Annotated in this window: 14 protein-coding genes and 1 pseudogene; 9 read left to right on the plus strand and 6 right to left on the minus strand. The window is 65.2% G+C overall.

The genetic code is table 11. From position 1 onward, the window contains the following. Nucleotides 1-66 precede the first annotated feature (66 nt). Together W823_RS54285 and W823_RS54290 are read left to right on the plus strand one after the other, a co-directional pair. On the plus strand, nucleotides 67-942 hold the full coding sequence (locus W823_RS54285) for a universal stress protein (protein WP_031333533.1): 876 nt from the start codon (nucleotides 67-69) through the stop codon (nucleotides 940-942). 181 nt (nucleotides 943-1123) lie between these two features. Then, entirely contained in the window at nucleotides 1124-1576 is a 453-nt protein-coding gene (locus tag W823_RS54290) for a hypothetical protein (protein ID WP_200866416.1), read from the plus strand. A 6-nt stretch (nucleotides 1577-1582) separates the two neighbouring features. Here W823_RS54290 and W823_RS54295 read toward each other — a convergent pair. Further along, nucleotides 1583-3070, minus strand: a pseudogene (locus W823_RS54295) (DHA2 family efflux MFS transporter permease subunit). Nucleotides 3071-3072: 2 nt separating this feature from the next. Then, entirely contained in the window at nucleotides 3073-3603 is a 531-nt protein-coding gene (locus W823_RS54300; RefSeq protein ID WP_023962851.1) for an NADPH-dependent FMN reductase, read from the minus strand. 53 nt (nucleotides 3604-3656) lie between these two features. On the opposite strand from W823_RS54300, the gene soxR reads away from it, so the two are divergent. Beyond that, nucleotides 3657-4133 (plus strand): redox-sensitive transcriptional activator SoxR, encoded by a 477-nt coding sequence (gene soxR, locus W823_RS54305; protein ID WP_031333534.1) that lies wholly within the window; start codon nucleotides 3657-3659, stop codon nucleotides 4131-4133. A 134-nt stretch (nucleotides 4134-4267) separates the two neighbouring features. After that, entirely contained in the window at nucleotides 4268-5272 is a 1005-nt protein-coding gene (locus W823_RS54310; RefSeq protein ID WP_081729953.1) for a TauD/TfdA family dioxygenase, read from the plus strand. On the opposite strand, the gene W823_RS54315 is transcribed toward W823_RS54310, so the two are convergent. Then, nucleotides 5273-5857: a TetR family transcriptional regulator gene (locus W823_RS54315; protein ID WP_023962857.1), complete on the minus strand. Its 585-nt coding sequence runs from the start codon at nucleotides 5855-5857 to the stop codon at nucleotides 5273-5275. 68 nt (nucleotides 5858-5925) lie between these two features. Between W823_RS54315 and W823_RS54320 the strand changes: the two genes are divergently transcribed. After that, nucleotides 5926-7437, plus strand: coding sequence for an MFS transporter (locus W823_RS54320; RefSeq protein WP_031333537.1), 1512 nt, complete (start codon nucleotides 5926-5928; stop codon nucleotides 7435-7437). A 13-nt stretch (nucleotides 7438-7450) separates the two neighbouring features. Here the strand turns inward: W823_RS54320 and W823_RS54325 are convergent, their stop codons facing one another. Continuing rightward, nucleotides 7451-9598, minus strand: a complete 2148-nt coding sequence (locus W823_RS54325; RefSeq protein WP_023962861.1) for a molybdopterin-dependent oxidoreductase — start codon at nucleotides 9596-9598, stop codon at nucleotides 7451-7453. A 55-nt stretch (nucleotides 9599-9653) separates the two neighbouring features. After that, entirely contained in the window at nucleotides 9654-10487 is an 834-nt protein-coding gene (locus W823_RS54330; protein WP_031333538.1) for an oxygenase MpaB family protein, read from the minus strand. 149 nt (nucleotides 10488-10636) lie between these two features. Between W823_RS54330 and W823_RS54335 the strand changes: the two genes are divergently transcribed. The 4 genes from W823_RS54335 (at nucleotide 10637) to W823_RS54350 (ending at nucleotide 15297) form a co-directional block, all read left to right on the plus strand. Beyond that, the gene (locus tag W823_RS54335; protein ID WP_023962865.1) at nucleotides 10637-11848 is read left to right on the plus strand and encodes an MFS transporter; all 1212 of its coding nucleotides are present in this window, start codon (nucleotides 10637-10639) and stop codon (nucleotides 11846-11848) included. Between the two features lie 10 nt (nucleotides 11849-11858). After that, nucleotides 11859-13109: an arginine deiminase gene (gene arcA / locus W823_RS54340; RefSeq protein WP_023962867.1), complete on the plus strand. Its 1251-nt coding sequence runs from the start codon at nucleotides 11859-11861 to the stop codon at nucleotides 13107-13109. Beyond that, nucleotides 13106-13501: a GntR family transcriptional regulator gene (locus tag W823_RS54345; RefSeq protein ID WP_235189678.1), complete on the plus strand. Its 396-nt coding sequence runs from the start codon at nucleotides 13106-13108 to the stop codon at nucleotides 13499-13501. The genes arcA and W823_RS54345 overlap by 4 nt, the downstream gene beginning before the upstream one ends. 95 nt (nucleotides 13502-13596) lie before the next feature. After that, nucleotides 13597-15297 carry a BCCT family transporter gene (locus W823_RS54350; protein WP_023962869.1) on the plus strand — a complete coding sequence of 567 codons (1701 nt, stop codon included), beginning with the start codon at nucleotides 13597-13599 and terminating at the stop codon, nucleotides 15295-15297. Between the two features lie 90 nt (nucleotides 15298-15387). On the opposite strand, the gene W823_RS54355 is transcribed toward W823_RS54350, so the two are convergent. Next, nucleotides 15388-16914 carry a dolichyl-phosphate-mannose--protein mannosyltransferase gene (locus W823_RS54355; RefSeq protein WP_031333543.1) on the minus strand — a complete coding sequence of 509 codons (1527 nt, stop codon included), beginning with the start codon at nucleotides 16912-16914 and terminating at the stop codon, nucleotides 15388-15390. Between the last annotated feature and the right edge of the window lie 126 nt (nucleotides 16915-17040).

Below are 17040 nucleotides of genomic sequence, written 5' to 3' on the forward strand. Positions count from 1 at the left end.
GCGCCGCGCGTTGACGATGAACAAAAGGAGAGAAGGATGGTCGGGGAACGCGAAAAAGGAGGTTCAATGGTGAGCTCGACAGTTGTTGTCGGAATCGATGGATCGGAGTCTGCCCTCGAGGCAGCGGTGTGGGCGGCACAAGCTGCCGAGCGGCAGGGAAAGTCGTTGACGATCCTGGCCGCCTACGAGACACAGGCCGCGGCCTACGCGCCGGCATTGGTGATCCCGCAGGACGTCATCGACATCATTCGCAAAGAAGCCGAAGAAAACGTACACACGGCAGCAGCGAAGGCGCGAGAGACGGCGCCGTCCGTCGACGTGACCGGAAAGGTCGTCGAAGGCCGGCCCAGCCCTGTGTTGATCGATGCCTCGCATGACGCGGCTCTGGTGGTCGTGGGCAGCCGCGGACTCGGCGGCGTTCGTGGCCTGTTCCTCGGATCGGTCGGCGTCGACGTCGCAGCTCACGCGGCGAGCCCGGTTGTGGTCTACGCGGGCCCTGGTGGCGCCGGCCCGGTGGTTGTCGGAATCGACGGTTCGGAGTTGAGCGAAGCCGCGCTGTCGTCCGCCTTCGAGCAGGCATCTCAGCTCGGGACGAAGCTCAAGGTGGTGCACACCTGGACAGACCTGGCATCGGACGCACTGAACGGGTACGGACTCGATGCGGACCAGCTGCAGCGGCTCGCGGACGAAGCCCACGAAGTCGTCGCCGAGCGCATCGCCGGATTCGGCAGCGATTACCCGGACGTCGAGATCGAACGCGTCGTGGTGCCGGACGGCCCGGCCAACCAACTGATCGAACATGCCACCGACGCTCAGTTGCTCGTGGTGGGTAGCCGCGGCCGAGGCGGGTTCCGCGGGCTGCTGCTCGGTTCGACCAGTCAGGCCGTGTTGCACAAGGCCACGTGCCCGGTGCTCGTGGTCAAGCCGGCGCGAACAAAGTAGTCCTCTCACCCGGACAGCCGGACTCCGAGGTTCATCGTCCCTTTGCCGCGCGGTGGCGAAAACCCGTGGCAGATGTGGTGATCTGGGCCTAACGTATGCAGCTGTGCAGGTCATCTTCCGTAGAACAGGTCAGCGGCAATACGCCGTGGAAGCGCGTCGTCAACACGCCGACGATGTAGTGATGAAGCCGGCCCCCGGCTACGACGACCATCTGCCCCATGACCTCATCCACCTTCTGGTGGAACGTCATTGGCGGATCCAGGACGGCATCTTCGGACAATTGGCAGCAGGCGGCGACGCGCACACCTTCGTGCCCCTCGATGCCCAGCGTGACAAACGATGGGCGAAGCGAAGTTCGAAAAGGAACGTGACCGCAGGACACGGTGTTCAGCGTTCGGAGTCGCTGGCTTTTGTCATTCATGTGCGGTGGCACCAGCGTCATGACGGACATCTGGTGCCACCGCGGCTGGATGATCGGATCGAAATCGCCGGCGCCACCGCGCGCCAAATCGATGACTGCCTCACCGAAGCTGATGGCCTGGCCCGCCGCTGGCGGCAGCTCGGCGTCGGCGGCGAACTGCAGTTCGATTGGCCGTGGCCCGAGCGCGGTCGTGTGAGGCGTGTCGTCGCCTAGCGGTGTTCAGCCCGTTTCCGCGGCGAGTTCGGTTCGTTCGGCGGGCTCGGCCGTTCTGAGCGGGACTGCTGTCCGCGGGAGAAGGAACGACGTCACAAGTGCCGCGACGAGCAGGCCCAATGTCAGCAGGTAGGTGTCGGCTACGGCGTCGGCGAGTGCCGGCCCTGTGTCCGATCGTTCGGCTCCCGAGAGCCCGAGCGCCGCGGCCATACCGCCGTCGTCGAGCAGGGGCACCCGGTTGTTGAGGTGAGCCGTGAGCACTGTCGCGGCCGCCGCCGCGCCGATCGCTGCGGCGAAATGGTTGCCGGTCGTCAATATCGTTGTACCTGAGGGCATGTGCTCGGCCGAGACGCCACGTAGGGCGGCAGTCATCACGGGCATCAACGTGGAGCCGATGCCGATACCCATCACTACGCCGATCAGGGCGACCACGACGTACGAGGTGTTGTCGTCGAGGATCGTTGTCATCAACGACATTGCGACCACCGTGGCCGAGATCCCGAACCACACCACCATTCGCGGGTCCACACGATCGACCAGACGGGTGGCGATCTGCACCACCACGCCCGTGGTGAGTGCCTGGCCGATCATCAGTAGGCCGGCAGTGGTCGCGGTGTCTCCCCGAACTGCCTGGACGTAGATGGGCAGAATCATCATCGAACCGAAATACGCCCCGGCCACCAGCAGCATGGTCAGCGCGCCCGTCGACAACGACCGCTCGCGAAGCAACCGGAGGTCGAGCAAGGGACGTTCGGTGTTCAGTGTTCTCCGCGCGAAAAGCGCCAGCAGCAGTGCCCCGGCCCCGGCAGGGGCGATGACAGCGAGCGTGAGAGGGTCCCCGTGGTCGCCGGCCTTGGCCAGGCCGAACACGAGCAGTGCGCCACCGGGTGCCAGCATCAGCAGGCCCGCCCAGTCGAGGGGGCGTATCTCTGTTCCCTTTGTTCGCGGGAACACCTTGATGGCCAGGATGATTGCCGCGATCCCGATCGGAACGTTGATCAGGAACAGCGATCGCCAGCCCACGCTGTCGACGAGGAACCCACCCGCAGTGGGGCCGAGGACCGGCCCGATGAGCAACGGGAGGCCGAGCCAGCCCATCATCTTCCCTCGGTGCCGTTCATCGACGAGCTGAAGAGCTATCGTCATGCCGACCGGTTGCAGGAAACCTCCGCCGAATCCCTGAACCGCCCGAAAGGCGATGAGGCTCTCCACATTTTAGGCCAGACCTGCCAGGGCCGATCCTGCCACGAAGATGGTCAGTGCACAGATGTACATGCGTGCGGCACCGAATCGTCCGATCATCCATGCCGCTGTCGGCATAACGGCGACAAGTGCGAGAGCGTAGGCGGTGGTCACCCATTGCACGGTCGCGAGATTTGTGTCGAAGGATTCGGCGAGCCCGGGGATCGCGACAACGGTCACCGTGACGTCCAGCATCACCATCAGGGTGCCCAGCGCGAGAATCGCTGCCACCTTCTTTGCTCGAGCATCCATGATCACGCCGCCCCTTGATCCGCCACGCGTGCCGATTTCAACAACTCGGCCCACCAGGTCAATTCGTCCATCGCCGCCCCGGCGGAGGTGACGGCGGCATCGTCGAGTTCGAGCGTTCCGTCGACCAGGTGGTCCCACGGCGCATGGATCACCACGCCGTTGCGGGTGCCGACCGAATAGAGTTCGGCGAACACGGCGCGAAGATGTTCCACGGCACGAAGACCGCCCGACATCCCGCCGTAGGACACGAAAGTGACGGGCTTCTTCTTCCACTCCTCGCGGTGGGCATCGATGAGGATCTTGAGCTCGCCGGGGTAGGAGTGGTTGTACTCGGGGGTGACCACGACGAAGCCGTCGGCGGATGCCAAGACGGCGCTCGTCCGGGTGTCGCTGGGGTGGGCGAGGTCCACCACCTCGAAATCGGCGTCACGAGAACGCATGTGCTGTAGGAACCACTCCGCGACCTTGAGGCCGATCCGGCCCGTGCGTACCGATCCGATGATGAGAACGAACTTTGGCTGTGTGTGCGTCATGGAAAACGACTATTCAAGTTCAAGTGAACTTGAAGTCAAGCTACGATGTGGTCATGCCACCGAAGAAATTGGAGATGACGGTCGGGGAGCTGGCCATCCGAGCAGGGGTCGCGCCATCGGCGGTTCGATACTACGAGGATCGCGGATTGATATTCAGCAGGCGCACGACAGGTAATCAGCGCCGCTACCACCGGGCGATGTTGCGCAGGGTCGCGTTCATCCGCGCATCGCAGGCGGCAGGCATTCCGCTCGCCACCATCGGCTCGGTACTCGAAGCTCTCGGGGAGCACGAGTCGCCGACCAAGTCGATGTGGCACCGCGCGTCACAACGATGGGTCGACGACCTCGACGAGCGAATTGCTCTGCTGCAACGTATGAGAGACCTGATGGACTCGTGCGTGGGGTGCGGCTGCTTGTCGATGAAGGCGTGCATGTTGCTCAATCCCGGAGACGCCTATGCGCAACAGGGGTTGGGCAACAACCGGCTGATCACCGACTCCTGCGAACGCAAACTCGAGGCGACCGACTAACGGCTGCCGGCCCCCGGCGTCGCCGGGCGCGTTCGGCTCGGACGGCTCGCAGTCCCTTGTTGCGGTGTGCGCAGCGGTGTTGCGCACTACGCTGTTGTTACCGCAACGAGCATGGACCGGAGGGCGGACTCATGATGAGTGCACAAACGCACGCCGATTGGACACCTCGAATCCCGTGGCCGACCGTCCGGCGCAAGTCGGTCGCCGGAAGTCGCGAGGTCGTCGAGTTGATTGCCCAGAACATCACCGCCGACTCCCTGGAGGACCCCCACGCGTTCGCACGCCAGAGCCGTCTCGCGACGGCGCTGCTGCCGGCCGAACTGAGGGAGTTGCTGTTCGACTTCCTCGTCGACGGCGACGGGGGGCTGTTGCTCAGCGGGCTCGAGGTCGGCCCGATTCCGCCGACTCCCGACAACGCGGTGGGTGCGAACACACGCCACACGCTGATGGCCAGGCAGTCGGCCCTGCTGCTGTCGAGCATCGTGCATCTCGTGGGTTACCGGCCGGAATGTCGCGGAGAACTGGTCCAGACGCTTGTCCCGGTGCGTCGCCATCTGCGCCGGCAGACGTCCACCGGGAGTGCCGTGGACCTCGAGAGCCACACCGAGCAGTGTCACAACCTGCGCACCCGCCCGGACTTCATCGCGTTGGGCTGCCTGCGCGGCGACCCCAACGCCTCGACGTACCTGCTCTCCGCGCGAGAGTTGCAGCGCAGACTGCCCGCGGAGACCTCGCGACTACTGCGCGATCCGGTCTATCTCACGCGCGTCGACAGCTCGTTCATCGATGGTGGCGTCCCTGACGAGGTGCGTGGTCCCATCCCGGTGCTGAGTGGTTCGTGGGACGACCCGGTGCTCACGTACGACGAGGACCTGATGTCGACGGCCAGTGCGGAACATCGGAATGCGCTGGCGGCCGTCCGGGACGTGTGGATGGCCCACCGCAGTGAGGTGGTGCTGCATCCGGGTGAACTCTTCATCCTCGACAACAGTCGAGCAATCCACGGCCGCAGCGCATTCACCGCACAGTGGGACGGCGGCGATCGATGGCTGTGCAGGACTCAGGGGCTGTGCAACCTGGCGACATCTCGCTTCGCTCGGCGTGAGGGATCGCCGATCATCGAGATCGAGGGTTGCTGATCAGCTCGGCGCCGGACTGAAGATCCGGCGCGCGGACTCGCGAACGATCGATCTGCGGTGATCGACGACAGCGGGGGAGACATCGGCATGGCCGTCTGACCCCGGGGTGGTGACCCAGCTCGACACGAGGCCGAAGATGATCGTCAGCACCTCTTCCGGATCCCAGTGCGGCTCGATCTGCCCCGCTTGTTGCGCGGCACGGATGGCGTCGATCCGGATGCGCCATCGCGGATCGGATGTCGCGAGCTCACGCAGTCGCGGAGCGCGGCCCTCTAGTTGGCCCCACAACAGCAATCGCTGGGTCTGGGGTCTGGCGACGAGGTCGTCGAAAAGGGCCACCACATAGGCGGGCACATCCTCGGCGTCGAACGGGACCGCTTCGAGGAAGCGATCGAAATCGGCGTCGAGGATCGCGTGGAACAAGGCCACTTTGTCGCCGAAGTACGCGTAGAGACGCTCTTTGCTGGCGCTGGCATTCGAGGCGATGCGATCGATTCTGGCGCCGGCCAGTCCGTGGACCGCGAACTCGTCTCGCGCGGCGTCGAGAATTCGCTGCTTTGTCGCCGTCACATCGGTGGGGGCCATCGATCAAGCATAGTCAGTCGAACTAGTTCGTTTGATTTTGGGGAGAAACAGGATTACCGTCGCTTCTCATGACCACATCCCCTGTGGGCACAAACGTGCCCGAATCCGGTTCCGCCGCGATCGACCCCGGACCCGCCAATCCCAATCACCAACGCCGCTGGCTGGTGCTGGCGATCGTGGCCCTGGCCCAGCTCATGGTGGTCCTCGACAGCACGATCGTCTCGATCGCCTTGCCGGACGCCCAGGCCGATCTGGGCATCACCGACGGCGACCGCGCGTGGGTGGTCACCTCGTACGCGCTGGCTTTCGGAGCGTTGCTCCTACTCGGCGGTCGCATCGCCGACTACTGGGGGCGCAAGCGCTCGTTTGTCGTGGGCATGGTCGGCTTCGCGGTGATGTCCGGCGTCGGTGGCATCGCACAGAACGGCATCGAACTGTTCATCGCCCGCGCCGGTCAAGGTGTGTTCGCGGCGCTGGTCGCACCGGCCGCGCTTGCGATCCTCACCACCACATTCACCCGGGATGAAGAGCGCGCCAAGGCATTTGCTGTCTACGGTGCGATCTCCGGAGGTGGTGCGGCAATCGGACTGCTCCTGGGTGGCGCTCTGACCCAGTATGTCGACTGGCGCTGGTGCCTGCTGGTGAACATACCGATCGCGGTGGTCGCGATTGCCGCCGCCGTTCCGGTGGTCAAGGAGACCAAGGCGCACGGCGACACCAGTTATGACCTGCCCGGGGCGATCCTGGTCGCCGTGGGACTGGGTTCCCTCGTCTACGGTTTCACCCGCGCCGAGCATGGTTGGCTGGAACCCGACGCCATCGGGTTCATCGTCGGCGGACTCGTTGTGCTCGCGTTGTTCGCGGTGGTGGAACACCGGTCGGCCAATCCGCTGCTGCCCCTGTCGGTTCCGTGGCACCGCAACCGTGGTTCGGCACTCATCGGTATCGCACTCGCCGGCGTCGCGCTCGTCGGGAGCACGCTGTATCTGGCCATCTACCTGCAAGCGGTTCTGGGTTTCAGCCCGATGATCGCCGGTGTCGCCTGTCTGCCGATCACGGCGTTCATCGTGCTCGCGTCGGGCATCGCCGCGAAACTGGCTGTGGCGGTGGGGCCCAAGGTCCCGATGGCCATCGGCCCGGTGGTCGCCGCCGCGGGTCTGCTGTTGCTCGCCCAGGTCGACGTGGACAGTTCGTACTGGACCGGTGTATTTCCGGCCCTGGCCGTCTTCGGATTCGGTATGGGATTGCTGATGGTACCGGTGCAGAACGTGGCCCTGATCGGTGTACGTGATCATGACGCCGGCGCCGCCAGTGCACTCTCGAGCGCGGGTCTGCAGGTCGGCGCGGCACTGGGTACCGCCCTTCTGACCACGGTGTACACCTCGGCCAAAACAGATGCACTGCCGTCGAATCCGGCCACATCCGACGCGACAGCGTTCCTCGCCGCCGAGGTGTCGGGTTACACGTCCGCGTTCGCGTGGGCAGCGGGTCTGCTGGTCCTGGTGACACCGGTGGTGCTGATCCTGGCCCGGGTCAAGAAGCACGACCTGCCTGCGCAGGGCGCGGTCCACATGGGCTGACGCCCGGGCCGCGTCAGACGGCGGATACGGTCACGGGCACGCCATTGAGTACGGCGTTGCCCGAGACCGCATCCAGCAACTGCGGGTCGGTCACGTCGTTGGCGCTCGGTGCGTCGATGAGACCGGCCACCGCCAGTTGGACGCCGCTGCGGTTCTGACCGAAGCCGTGGGGCAGGCTGACCACACCCGGCATGATGTCCTCGGTCTCGGCGACCGTGACCGTGGTGCTGCCGGCGCGTGAGCGCAGCACAGCCTTGTCGCCGGCACACAGTCCGCTGTGCGCCAGGTCTTTGGGGTGCATCAGAAGATGATGACGCTCTTGGCCTTTGGACAGTCTCTCGGAATTGTGCATCCAGGAGTTGTTCGATCGGAGATGCCGCCGTCCGATCAACAGGAGCTCGCCGTCGTGTGTACCCACGAGGTGGCTGTGGACCCGCTCGAGATCGTCCACGATCAGCGAAGGAGCGACGTTCACCGTTTTGGACTTCGCCACCAGTTTGCGTCGGAGGCCGGGACGCAACGGCCCGAGGTCACGACCCGACGGCGACTTCAGGAGATCGCGCATCGTGAGATCACCGGGCCCGGTTCGCAGCAGCAACGCGATCAACATCTTCGGGGTCGCATGGATTCGAGCCGACGATGTGGCCGAGGCGGGGACGGCACGAAGCCGCTCACGCAGGCTTCGCTTGGTGGTGCGTGCCCGCCCGAGCGCCAGGGTCAGGTCACGGAAGATCTCCCAATCATGCTTGGCGCCAGCAGTCTTCTTGACCACCGCGGGTGAGAATCGGGCGGTGTTGCGGACCGCGAGCTGATGGAACACCAGGTCGTAGTGGTCTCGTTCGAGGATCATCGTCGGCGGCAGGATGATGTCGGCATGCCGCGTGGTCTCGTTGACGTAGAAGTCCAGCGAGACCATGAAGTCGAGGTTCTCGAGGGCGTGGTCGAGGCGGCTTCCGCCGGGGGTGGATGACACCGGATTGCCGGCGAGGGTGATGAGCGTCTTGATCTGCCCGGTGCCAGGGGTGAGTATCTCGTCGGCGAGGGTGGCCACCGGCAGTTCGCCGCCGAACTCGGGCAGGTCTCGGACGCGGCTGCGCCACTTGTCGAAATGCCCACGACCGCTCAGCTTCCGGGCCACGAGGTCGATCTCGGGATCGGTCAAAAGAGACCCGCCCACGCGGTCGAGGTTGCCGGTGACAGCGTTGATCGCCTGGATCGCCCACTGGCACACGGTGCCGAACTGCTGGGTCGACACACCCATCCGGCCGTACGCCACGGCACGATCTGCCTCGGCAAAATCACCGGCGATGCGACGGATCTCGCCAGGATCGATCCCGGTGATCGGTCCGGCCCACTCCGGTGTGGTGGTGGCGCACGCATCGCGCACGCCATCCATGCCCGACAGCGGGAGATGTTCGACGCGTGCGTTGTCCACGCCCCGCTCATGCACCAGCACATGCAGGATCGCCAGCAGCAGCGCCGCATCGGTGCCGGGCCGGACGAAGTGGTGCTCGTCGGCGATCGCGGCGGTCTCGGTGCGGCGAGGGTCGATCACCACCAGCCGACCGCCGCGACGGCGCAGGTCGCGCATGCGGTTCCGGAAGTCGGGCGCGGTCATCATCGAGCCGTTGGACACCACCGGGTTTGCGCCGAAGACCAAGAAATGATCGGTGTTGTCGAGGTCGGGAATGGGGATCTGGAGCTGATGTCCGTACATCAGGTGCGCCACCAGCTGGATGGGCAGCTGGTCGGCCGATGTCGCAGAGAACATGTTCTTCGAACCCAAGGCACCGAGGAAAGACAGGCCGTGGGTCGCGAATCCCAGGCTGTGCACACTCGGATTGCCGAGGTAGAGGCCCACCGCATCGCGGCCGTGGTCACGTTGTGTTGCCGAGATGCGTTCGGCCACCAGCGTTGTCGCTTCTTTCCAGCTGATCGGCTCCCACCCGCCGTCGGCGGTCTTGCGGACCGGGGTGCGGAGCCTGTCGGGATCGGCGTGCAGATCGGTCAGTGCTGTCGCCTTGGGGCAGATGTGCCCGCGCGACAGTGGATCGTCACGGTCGCCGCGGATGTCGGTGACACGGTTGTCCTCGACGGTGACCTGCAGGCCGCAGATGGCTTCGCAGAGGTTGCACACGCCGTGCGTGGTGAGGGGCAGCATGCGTGCCGAGCCTAGCCCCCGACCACCGGCTCGCGGCTCCGTTCGGGACAACCGGTCAGAAGACACGGATGCCCAGTTTCCGGCGCGTGCGCAGTCCCGCCAGCATCAGTTGGTTGTAACCCTTGAGCATGCCGGGATTGACCCGGTCGAAGCGGCGGTGCATGGCGATGGCGTTGCGGTAGCGGCGGTCGTCGTCCGCTGTCCAGGTGAAGCCCATCGCATCGCGGAACTCGGGCGGCAGGGCGCCCTTGGTCATGAACAAGGTGCGTTGACCGAGGGCCCGCTGCATCACCACTCCGGCCCGTCCGAGGGGCCCCGGCAGAAAGCTGAGGTCGGCCAGTGACGCAAGCATCTCCCGCACCGGCGGGTCGATGGAGATCTTCTGCATCTGTTCGGCCCAGTAGGCCTCGAAGGCGGCTCGGTCGGCGGGCCACATGTCGGGTCGCACGTTGAGTGTGGTGCCGAGCCTGGCGGCATCGGCGTAGATCGCGTCGGCGGATTCGTCGCTGAGCCTGCCGTACATGAACTCGTACTGGTCGACGAAGTAGCGGAAGAGGCAGGCGGCCACCCACAGCTGCAGGTTGGGGTTGTTCGCGCTGTAGCCGACCGGGCTCTGCGGTGTGGAGGTGACCTGAGAATGGATCGCCTGGATCGCCGTGCGGACGTAGTCGGCATCGTCGTCGGTGCCCTGGATGGCCACCGCGAGGTACTGCCCGGTCGTGCGCGCTCGTTTGAACGGGTGCTTGAAGGTGCTGCCGCTGTCCACCCGGCTCTCGAGCACCCCGTAGCCGACCCCTGGCAACGACAGCTGCATGATGACGTTCGCCACGCCCATGGTGGAGCCGAGTGTGGTCATGAGATCGGCCGTGCGGGTTGGGTTCTTGTGCATCGTGGTGTGGCTCCAGGGCTGTGGCATTGTGGTTACGCGTGTGATCAGATCGTAGACCTTTCGGCCGACTGCCGGCGCAGAACGGGGCCCGGCTCGTTCGCCGGGGCGCGGTTGGGGTCCGGTCAGGCGTCGGCGGTAACTTGGGCGGTGTGAAGCAGATACCCCGCGAGATCTGGGTACTGCTCAGCTCGAACTTCGTCATCGCTCTGGGTTTCGGACTCATCGCGCCGGCGCTGCCGACATTCGCCCGCAGCTTCAACGTTGGCATCACCGCTGCGTCGATCATCATCTCGGCGTTCGCATTCATGCGTCTGGCCTTCGCCCCGGTGAGCGGCCGGTTGGTGCGGGTGCTGGGGGAGCGGCGGATCTACCTGGCGGGCCTGCTGATCGTCGCAGCGTCCACCCTCGCGTGTGCATTCGCGCAGACCTACTGGCAACTACTCGTCTTCCGCGGTCTCGGCGGTATCGGCTCGACCATGTTCTCGGTGTCGGCGACCGCACTGATGATCCGGCTGGCGCCACCCGACATCCGCGGACGTGTGTCCGGCTACTTCAGTGCCGGATTCCTCGTCGGCAACATCACCGGCCCTCTCGTGGGGAGCGCGCTGATCGGCTTCGGGCTGCGGATGCCGTTTGTCGTCTACGCCATCGCGCTGCTCGTCGCCTCTGCAGTGGTGGCCACCCAGCTGCGCGGCGTCGGCGGCCGACCGCAGCCGGGTGCGGCCGCCCAGGCGGCGATGCCGTTGCGAGAAGCGTTGCGCGACTCGGCCTACCGGGCGATTCTCGCGTCCAGTTTCACGCAGGGGTGGGCGTCGATGGGTGTGCGGGTGGCGTTGGTGCCCCTGCTCATCGTCGACGAGCTGGGTGAATCGGCGGCGATGTCCGGTGTGGTGCTGGCCATCTACTCGGCGGGCAACGTACTCGCGATCATGGTGGCCGGGAGGCTGTCGGATTCATGGGGTCGCCGGCCGATCATGTTGCCGGGCCTGGCTCTGATGGGCGGGGCCACCGTGGTGCTCGGCTACAGCGGGAACATCTGGATCGTGGGCGGACTCACTTTTGTCGCGGGCGTCGGCTCCGGCCTCTTCGCGCCCACCCATCAGGCCGCGCTCGCGGACGTGCTGGCAGGCAGGGGCCAGGGCGGGCCTGCGTTGGCGACCTTCCAGATGACCACCGATCTGGGATCCATCAGTGGGCCGGTCATCGCCGGGGCCATCGCCCAAACCTGGGGTTTCGGGCCGGCGTTCGCCATGACCGGGGCGATCGCCTTCGCCGCGTTGATCGTCTGGGGCTTTGCCCGGGAGACCGCGCCCGCGCGCACCGGTGTACAGATACCGGCGAAAGAGCCGCGACCGAACTAACGTTGACGGCATGTCTGAGGAGTCCGGTCCCGAGCACCCCGAGTCGGGTGAAGGACCAGCACTGGGTGCCAATTCCGAGGTGGGCCGACTCCGCGCCGTCATGCTGCATCGCCCTGGCGACGAATTGCGGCGACTGACCCCGCGCAACAGTGACCAACTCTTGTTCGACGGCTTGCCGTGGGTGGACCGCGCGCAGGAAGAACACGACGCCTTCGCCGAGGTCTTGCGTGGGCGTGGCGTCGAGGTACTGCTGCTCGGTGACCTGCTCACCGAGACGATCGCGAACAGCGGCGCCGCCAGGATGCAGGGGATCGCCGCTGCGGTCAGCCCCCGCCGCCTGGGTCACCATCTGGCCCATGACCTCGCCACCGAGTTGCGCAAGTTGTCGCCGACCGACCTGGCGGGCGTCCTGATGGCGGGGATGACCTTCGACGAGATGCCCGAGTCGGCGGCCTCGGCCCGGTCATCGCTGGTCTGGCGGATGCACCACGGGACCGAGTTCGCCATCGACCCGCTGCCGAATCTGCTGTTCACCCGCGACAGCTCGTTCTGGATCGGTGACCGTTTTGCCATCACCTCACTCGCCTTGCCGGCCCGTGTCCGCGAGACGTCGCTGACCGACCTGATCTACGCCCACCATCCCCGGTTCCTCGGCGTCCGGCGTGCCTACGAATCGCACACCGCGCCGGTCGAAGGTGGTGACGTACTGCTGCTCGCTCCCGGGGTGGTCGCCGTCGGGGTCGGTGAGCGCACCACTCCAGCAGGTGCGGAAGCGTTGGCGCGCAGCCTGTTCGAGGATGGTCTGGCGCACACGGTGCTTGCCGTCCCGATCGAGCAGCGCCGCGCGTCGATGCATCTGGACACGGTCTGCACCATGGTCGACACCGACGCGGTGGTGATGTACCCGGTGATCCAGGATTCCCTGTCGGCGTTCACGATCGCGATGACAGGCGGCTCGGTCTCGGTGACGGGTCCCGACCCGTTCGTCGAGGCGGCGGCCGACGCCATGGGAATCGAGAAGTTACGGGTGATCGACACCGGTCTGGATGCGGTGACCGCCGAGCGTGAACAGTGGGACGACGGTAACAACACCCTGGCCCTCGCCCCGGGTGTTGTCGTTGCGTACGACCGGAACGTGGAGACCAATCGCAGACTCGAGGATTCGGGCGTGGAGGTACTCACCATCGCGGGCAGTGAACTCGGCTCGGGACGCGGCGGTCCGCGGTGCATGTCGTGCCCGGTGTCGAGGGATCCGCTGTGACACACAGGCGCGGTGCCGGGATGATCGAACTGTCCATCGATCCGGAATCCGACGTCGCACCCTACGAGCAGGTGCGCCGGGGCATCATCGAACTGGTCAATTCGGGCAGGCTGCTCGCCGGCAGCCGGATTCCCACCGTGCGCGCATTGGCCGAAGAGCTCGATCTGGCCCCCAACACCGTCGCCCGGTCATACCGTGAACTCGAGGCCGAGGACGTCATCGAGACCAGAGGGCGACAGGGGTCTTTTTGTGAAGGCGCACGCCGATTCCTCGGTGCAGCGGGCCGCGCAGTTGACCGTGGAGCATGTTGCCGCCCTGAGACAATTACGTGTCGACGACACACAGATCGAGGCGCTGCTCAAGCAGGCATTGCGCAGCTAGGGGCCATTTAGGTCGGTTGCGCAGGGTGAACCCGGTGGTTACGACCAGGTAGCAAATCGGTTGTGAAAGTTGAACAATCGAGGTGAATCCTGTTCTAGTTAGGTTCATGGCATTGACCACTGAAACCACCGATGCGGTTCCGACTCCGGATGTTCGGGGTCCAAAACCGCGGATCGACCTAGTTGTCTTCGGGGTCACCGCTGCTGCAGTGATCGCGTTTGTCATCTGGGGTCTGGTCGACAAAGAGAGCCTGAACACCAGGACGCAGGACCTGCTGGCCTGGATCACCGACAACCTCGGTTGGGTGTTCATCCTGTCGGCCACCTTCTTCGTACTGTTCGCCATCTTCCTGGCGGTCAGCAAATACGGCAAGATCCCGCTTGGCCGCGACGGGGAGAAACCCGAGTACAACACCGTCAGCTGGGTCGCGATGATGTTCAGCGCCGGCATGGGTATCGGCCTGATGTTCTACGGAGCGAACGAGCCCCTCACCCACTTCGTGACCGCACCTCCCGGAACGTCGCAGAACGACGTGGGTATCGCCATGGCAACCACGATGTTCCACTGGGGTTTCCACCCGTGGGCGATGTACGCGGTGGTCGGCCTGGCCATCGCCTACAGCACCTACCGGTGTGGCCGAGGACAATTGGTCAGTGCAGTCTTCGCTCCCATCCTCGGCCACCGTGCCAACGGCTGGGGCGGCAAGGTCATCGACATCCTCGCGATCTTCGCGACCCTGTTCGGTACGGTCGCCTCCCTGGGACTCGGTGCCGCGCAGATCGGTTCGGGCTTTGTGGAGGTCGGCTGGATCAACGACCCGTCGAAGTTGTTGCTGGTGGCCATCATCGCGGTGCTGACCGCAGCATTCGTCGCATCCGCGGTGTCGGGCGTCGCGAAGGGCATCCAGTGGCTGTCCAACACCAACATGGTCTTGGCGATCGTGTTGGCGCTGTTCATCTTCGTCGTCGGGCCCACGGTCTTCATCCTGAACGTGCTGCCCACCAGCATCGGCACCTACCTCAACGACATCACCTCGTTCTCGGCTCGATCAGGTGCCACCGTCGACAGCGAGGGTGAGACCTGGCTCGCCGGCTGGACCATCTTCTACTGGGCGTGGTGGGTGTCCTGGACGCCCTTCGTCGGCATGTTCCTGGCCAAGATCAGCCGTGGCCGCACCATCCGCCAGTTCGTGATCGGCGTGCTGCTGGTCCCGACGATCGTGTCGCTGCTGTGGTTCGCCATCTTCGGTGGGACGGCGATACGACAACAGCAGGACGGCAAGGGGCTGGCCGACGCCAGTTCCGCGGAGAGTCAGCTCTTCGACATGCTCGGCAACCTGCCACTGACCGGCATCGCATCGGTGCTCGTGATGGTGCTCGTCGCGATCTTCTTCGTGTCCGGTGCGGACGCGGCCTCGTTGGTGATGGGAACCTTGTCCGAACGGGGGGCGCACGAACCGAGCAAGGGCGTCACCATCTTCTGGGGCGTATTGACCGGAGCTGTTGCCGCACTGCTGTTGTGGGCCAGTGGCGACGACGCGCTCAACGGCATCAAGACGATGGCCATCATCGCCGCGCTGCCGTTTGTCATCGTGATGATTTTCATGTGCGTGTCTCTGTACATGGACCTGCGCCGCGATCCGCTCATCGTTGCCCAGCGCAACTACGACACCCAGGTCGACCAAACGTTGCGGACGCACGCGAACATCCTGGCCGGCGACGACGAGGCCAACGACGTGCTGCCTTCGGATCAGTTTCCGGCGATCACACCTGACCAGTTGCGGAAGTCTCCCGAAGAACTGAAGTGATCATCTCGATTCGGATGTGAACGGGCCCCCTCTCGAGGGGGCCCGTTTGCGTCCGGGGGCAGTAGCAACGCGTAGCCATTGCAGGTTCCATCATGTCCAGCTGGGCAACCACATCTGCATGTTCCACATCTCGCGGGAGATGGGTTCGCCGGTGAGGATCGGCCACATCCACATGAAGTTGGCCACGGCAAGACCCAGATAGATGCTGACCGCGACCGCGCCGACCAGCCGCTTCTCGTACGCGTACTTCTTGGCGCGGCGGCTCGCGGCCAGCACGTCCCCGACGCAGAGGGCCAGACCCATGATGAGGAACGGCGCCATCGCGGTGGCGTAGAAGAAGTACATCTGGCGGTCGAGATTGGTGAACCAGGGCAGGTAAGCGGCGCCGTAGCCCACCAGTACCACCGCGTAGCGCCAGTCACGCCGGATGAACATGCGCCACAGTGCCCATGCGAGCATCGGTAACGCCAGCCACCACATGATCGGGGTGCCGATGAACATCATGGCCTTGACGCACTCGGACTCGCCGCACTTCTCCGGGCCGTACTCGATGTAGTACAGCATCGGGCGCAGGCCCATGGGCCATGTCCACGGCTTTGATTCCCACGGGTGGTGGTTGCCTGCGGAGTTGGTGAGATTGGCGTGAAACGAGAGCACGCCCGACTCGTAGTACCAGAGTGAACGCCAGGCATCGGGAACCCACGCGAAGGGCCCACCGGTGCCGATCTGCCTGCCCACCTCGTACCGGTAAACCGCTGTCTCGGAACTGAACCACGGAGCGAACGTCGCCAGGTAGATCAGCACGGGGGTGACGCCGAGGGAGAAACCGGTGGGGATGACATCGCGGAGCAGCACACCCCGCCACGGCCGCTGCACCAGATAGGCCTTGCGTGCCGCCACGTCGAAACCGAGCGAGAGCACGATGAAGAAGATGACGAAGTAGATGCCCGACCACTTGGTGCCGCAGGCAAGGCCCAAGGCGATGGCAGCAGCAAAACGCCACCACCGGAAACCCAGCCGCGGTCCGTATGGCGAGTCGTGGATCCGGCCCTCGGAGTAGACCTTGTGCATCCGGGCCCGCATCTGGTCGCGGTCGCAGACGATCGCGGCGAGCGCAGCCAGGATGAAGAAGATCTGGAAGATGTCGAGCAAGCCCGTCCGCGAGGCCACGAAGGTGACCCCGTCGACGATCATCAGCACCCCGGCGATCGCACCGACAAGCGTGGAGCGGGTCAGTCGACGGACCAGTCGCACGACGATGAGGATCATCAGCGTGCCGCACACCGCCGACATGAATCGCCATCCCCAGGCGTCGTAGCCGAACAGCCACTCGCCGATGGCGATCATCCACTTGCCGACGGGCGGGTGGACAACTAGACCGTAGGCCGGGTTGTCCTCGAGCCAGTTGTCGCCGGTGAGCACCTGCCAGGCCTGCGGCACGTAGTGCTTCTCGTCGAAGACGGGTGTGCCCTTGTCGGTAGGGCTGCCCAGGTTCGCGAAACGAGTGATCGCGCCGATCGCGGTGATCATCAGAGCGACGATCCAGCCGCGCCGACGATCGGTGGGGCCGAAGACAGGCGCGGGGACCTTACGCGCCGCGCCGGGGCTGGTGCCCAGGTCCTCGGCGTGGACGCCGGGTAATTCGTCCGAGGATTGCCACCCGGGAAGGGACCGTCGAGCGTTGTCCGAGGCTCCGGAACGGAGTTCTCGAGCGGCGGGGCGAACGTCACCTTGCCAATCGTA

Source organism: Williamsia sp. D3, assembly GCF_000506245.1.
Lineage (GTDB): Bacteria > Actinomycetota > Actinomycetes > Mycobacteriales > Mycobacteriaceae > Williamsia > Williamsia muralis.

What these genes read in the sequence shown, in the direction of transcription:
- W823_RS54310 (WP_081729953.1), top strand. Translation starts at nt 4,268, where the DNA reads ATGAGTGCACAAACGCACGCCGATTGGACACCTCGAATCCCGTGGCCG.
- W823_RS54320 (WP_031333537.1), top strand. Translation starts at nt 5,926, where the DNA reads ATGACCACATCCCCTGTGGGCACAAACGTGCCCGAATCCGGTTCCGCC.
- W823_RS54300 (WP_023962851.1), bottom strand. Translation starts at nt 3,603, where the DNA reads ATGACGCACACACAGCCAAAGTTCGTTCTCATCATCGGATCGGTACGC.
- W823_RS54285 (WP_031333533.1), top strand. Translation starts at nt 67, where the DNA reads ATGGTGAGCTCGACAGTTGTTGTCGGAATCGATGGATCGGAGTCTGCC.
- soxR (WP_031333534.1), top strand. Translation starts at nt 3,657, where the DNA reads ATGCCACCGAAGAAATTGGAGATGACGGTCGGGGAGCTGGCCATCCGA.
- W823_RS54325 (WP_023962861.1), bottom strand. Translation starts at nt 9,598, where the DNA reads ATGCTGCCCCTCACCACGCACGGCGTGTGCAACCTCTGCGAAGCCATC.
- W823_RS54330 (WP_031333538.1), bottom strand. Translation starts at nt 10,487, where the DNA reads ATGCACAAGAACCCAACCCGCACGGCCGATCTCATGACCACACTCGGC.
- W823_RS54315 (WP_023962857.1), bottom strand. Translation starts at nt 5,857, where the DNA reads ATGGCCCCCACCGATGTGACGGCGACAAAGCAGCGAATTCTCGACGCC.
- arcA (WP_023962867.1), top strand. Translation starts at nt 11,859, where the DNA reads ATGTCTGAGGAGTCCGGTCCCGAGCACCCCGAGTCGGGTGAAGGACCA.
- W823_RS54290 (WP_200866416.1), top strand. Translation starts at nt 1,124, where the DNA reads ATGAAGCCGGCCCCCGGCTACGACGACCATCTGCCCCATGACCTCATC.
- W823_RS54350 (WP_023962869.1), top strand. Translation starts at nt 13,597, where the DNA reads ATGGCATTGACCACTGAAACCACCGATGCGGTTCCGACTCCGGATGTT.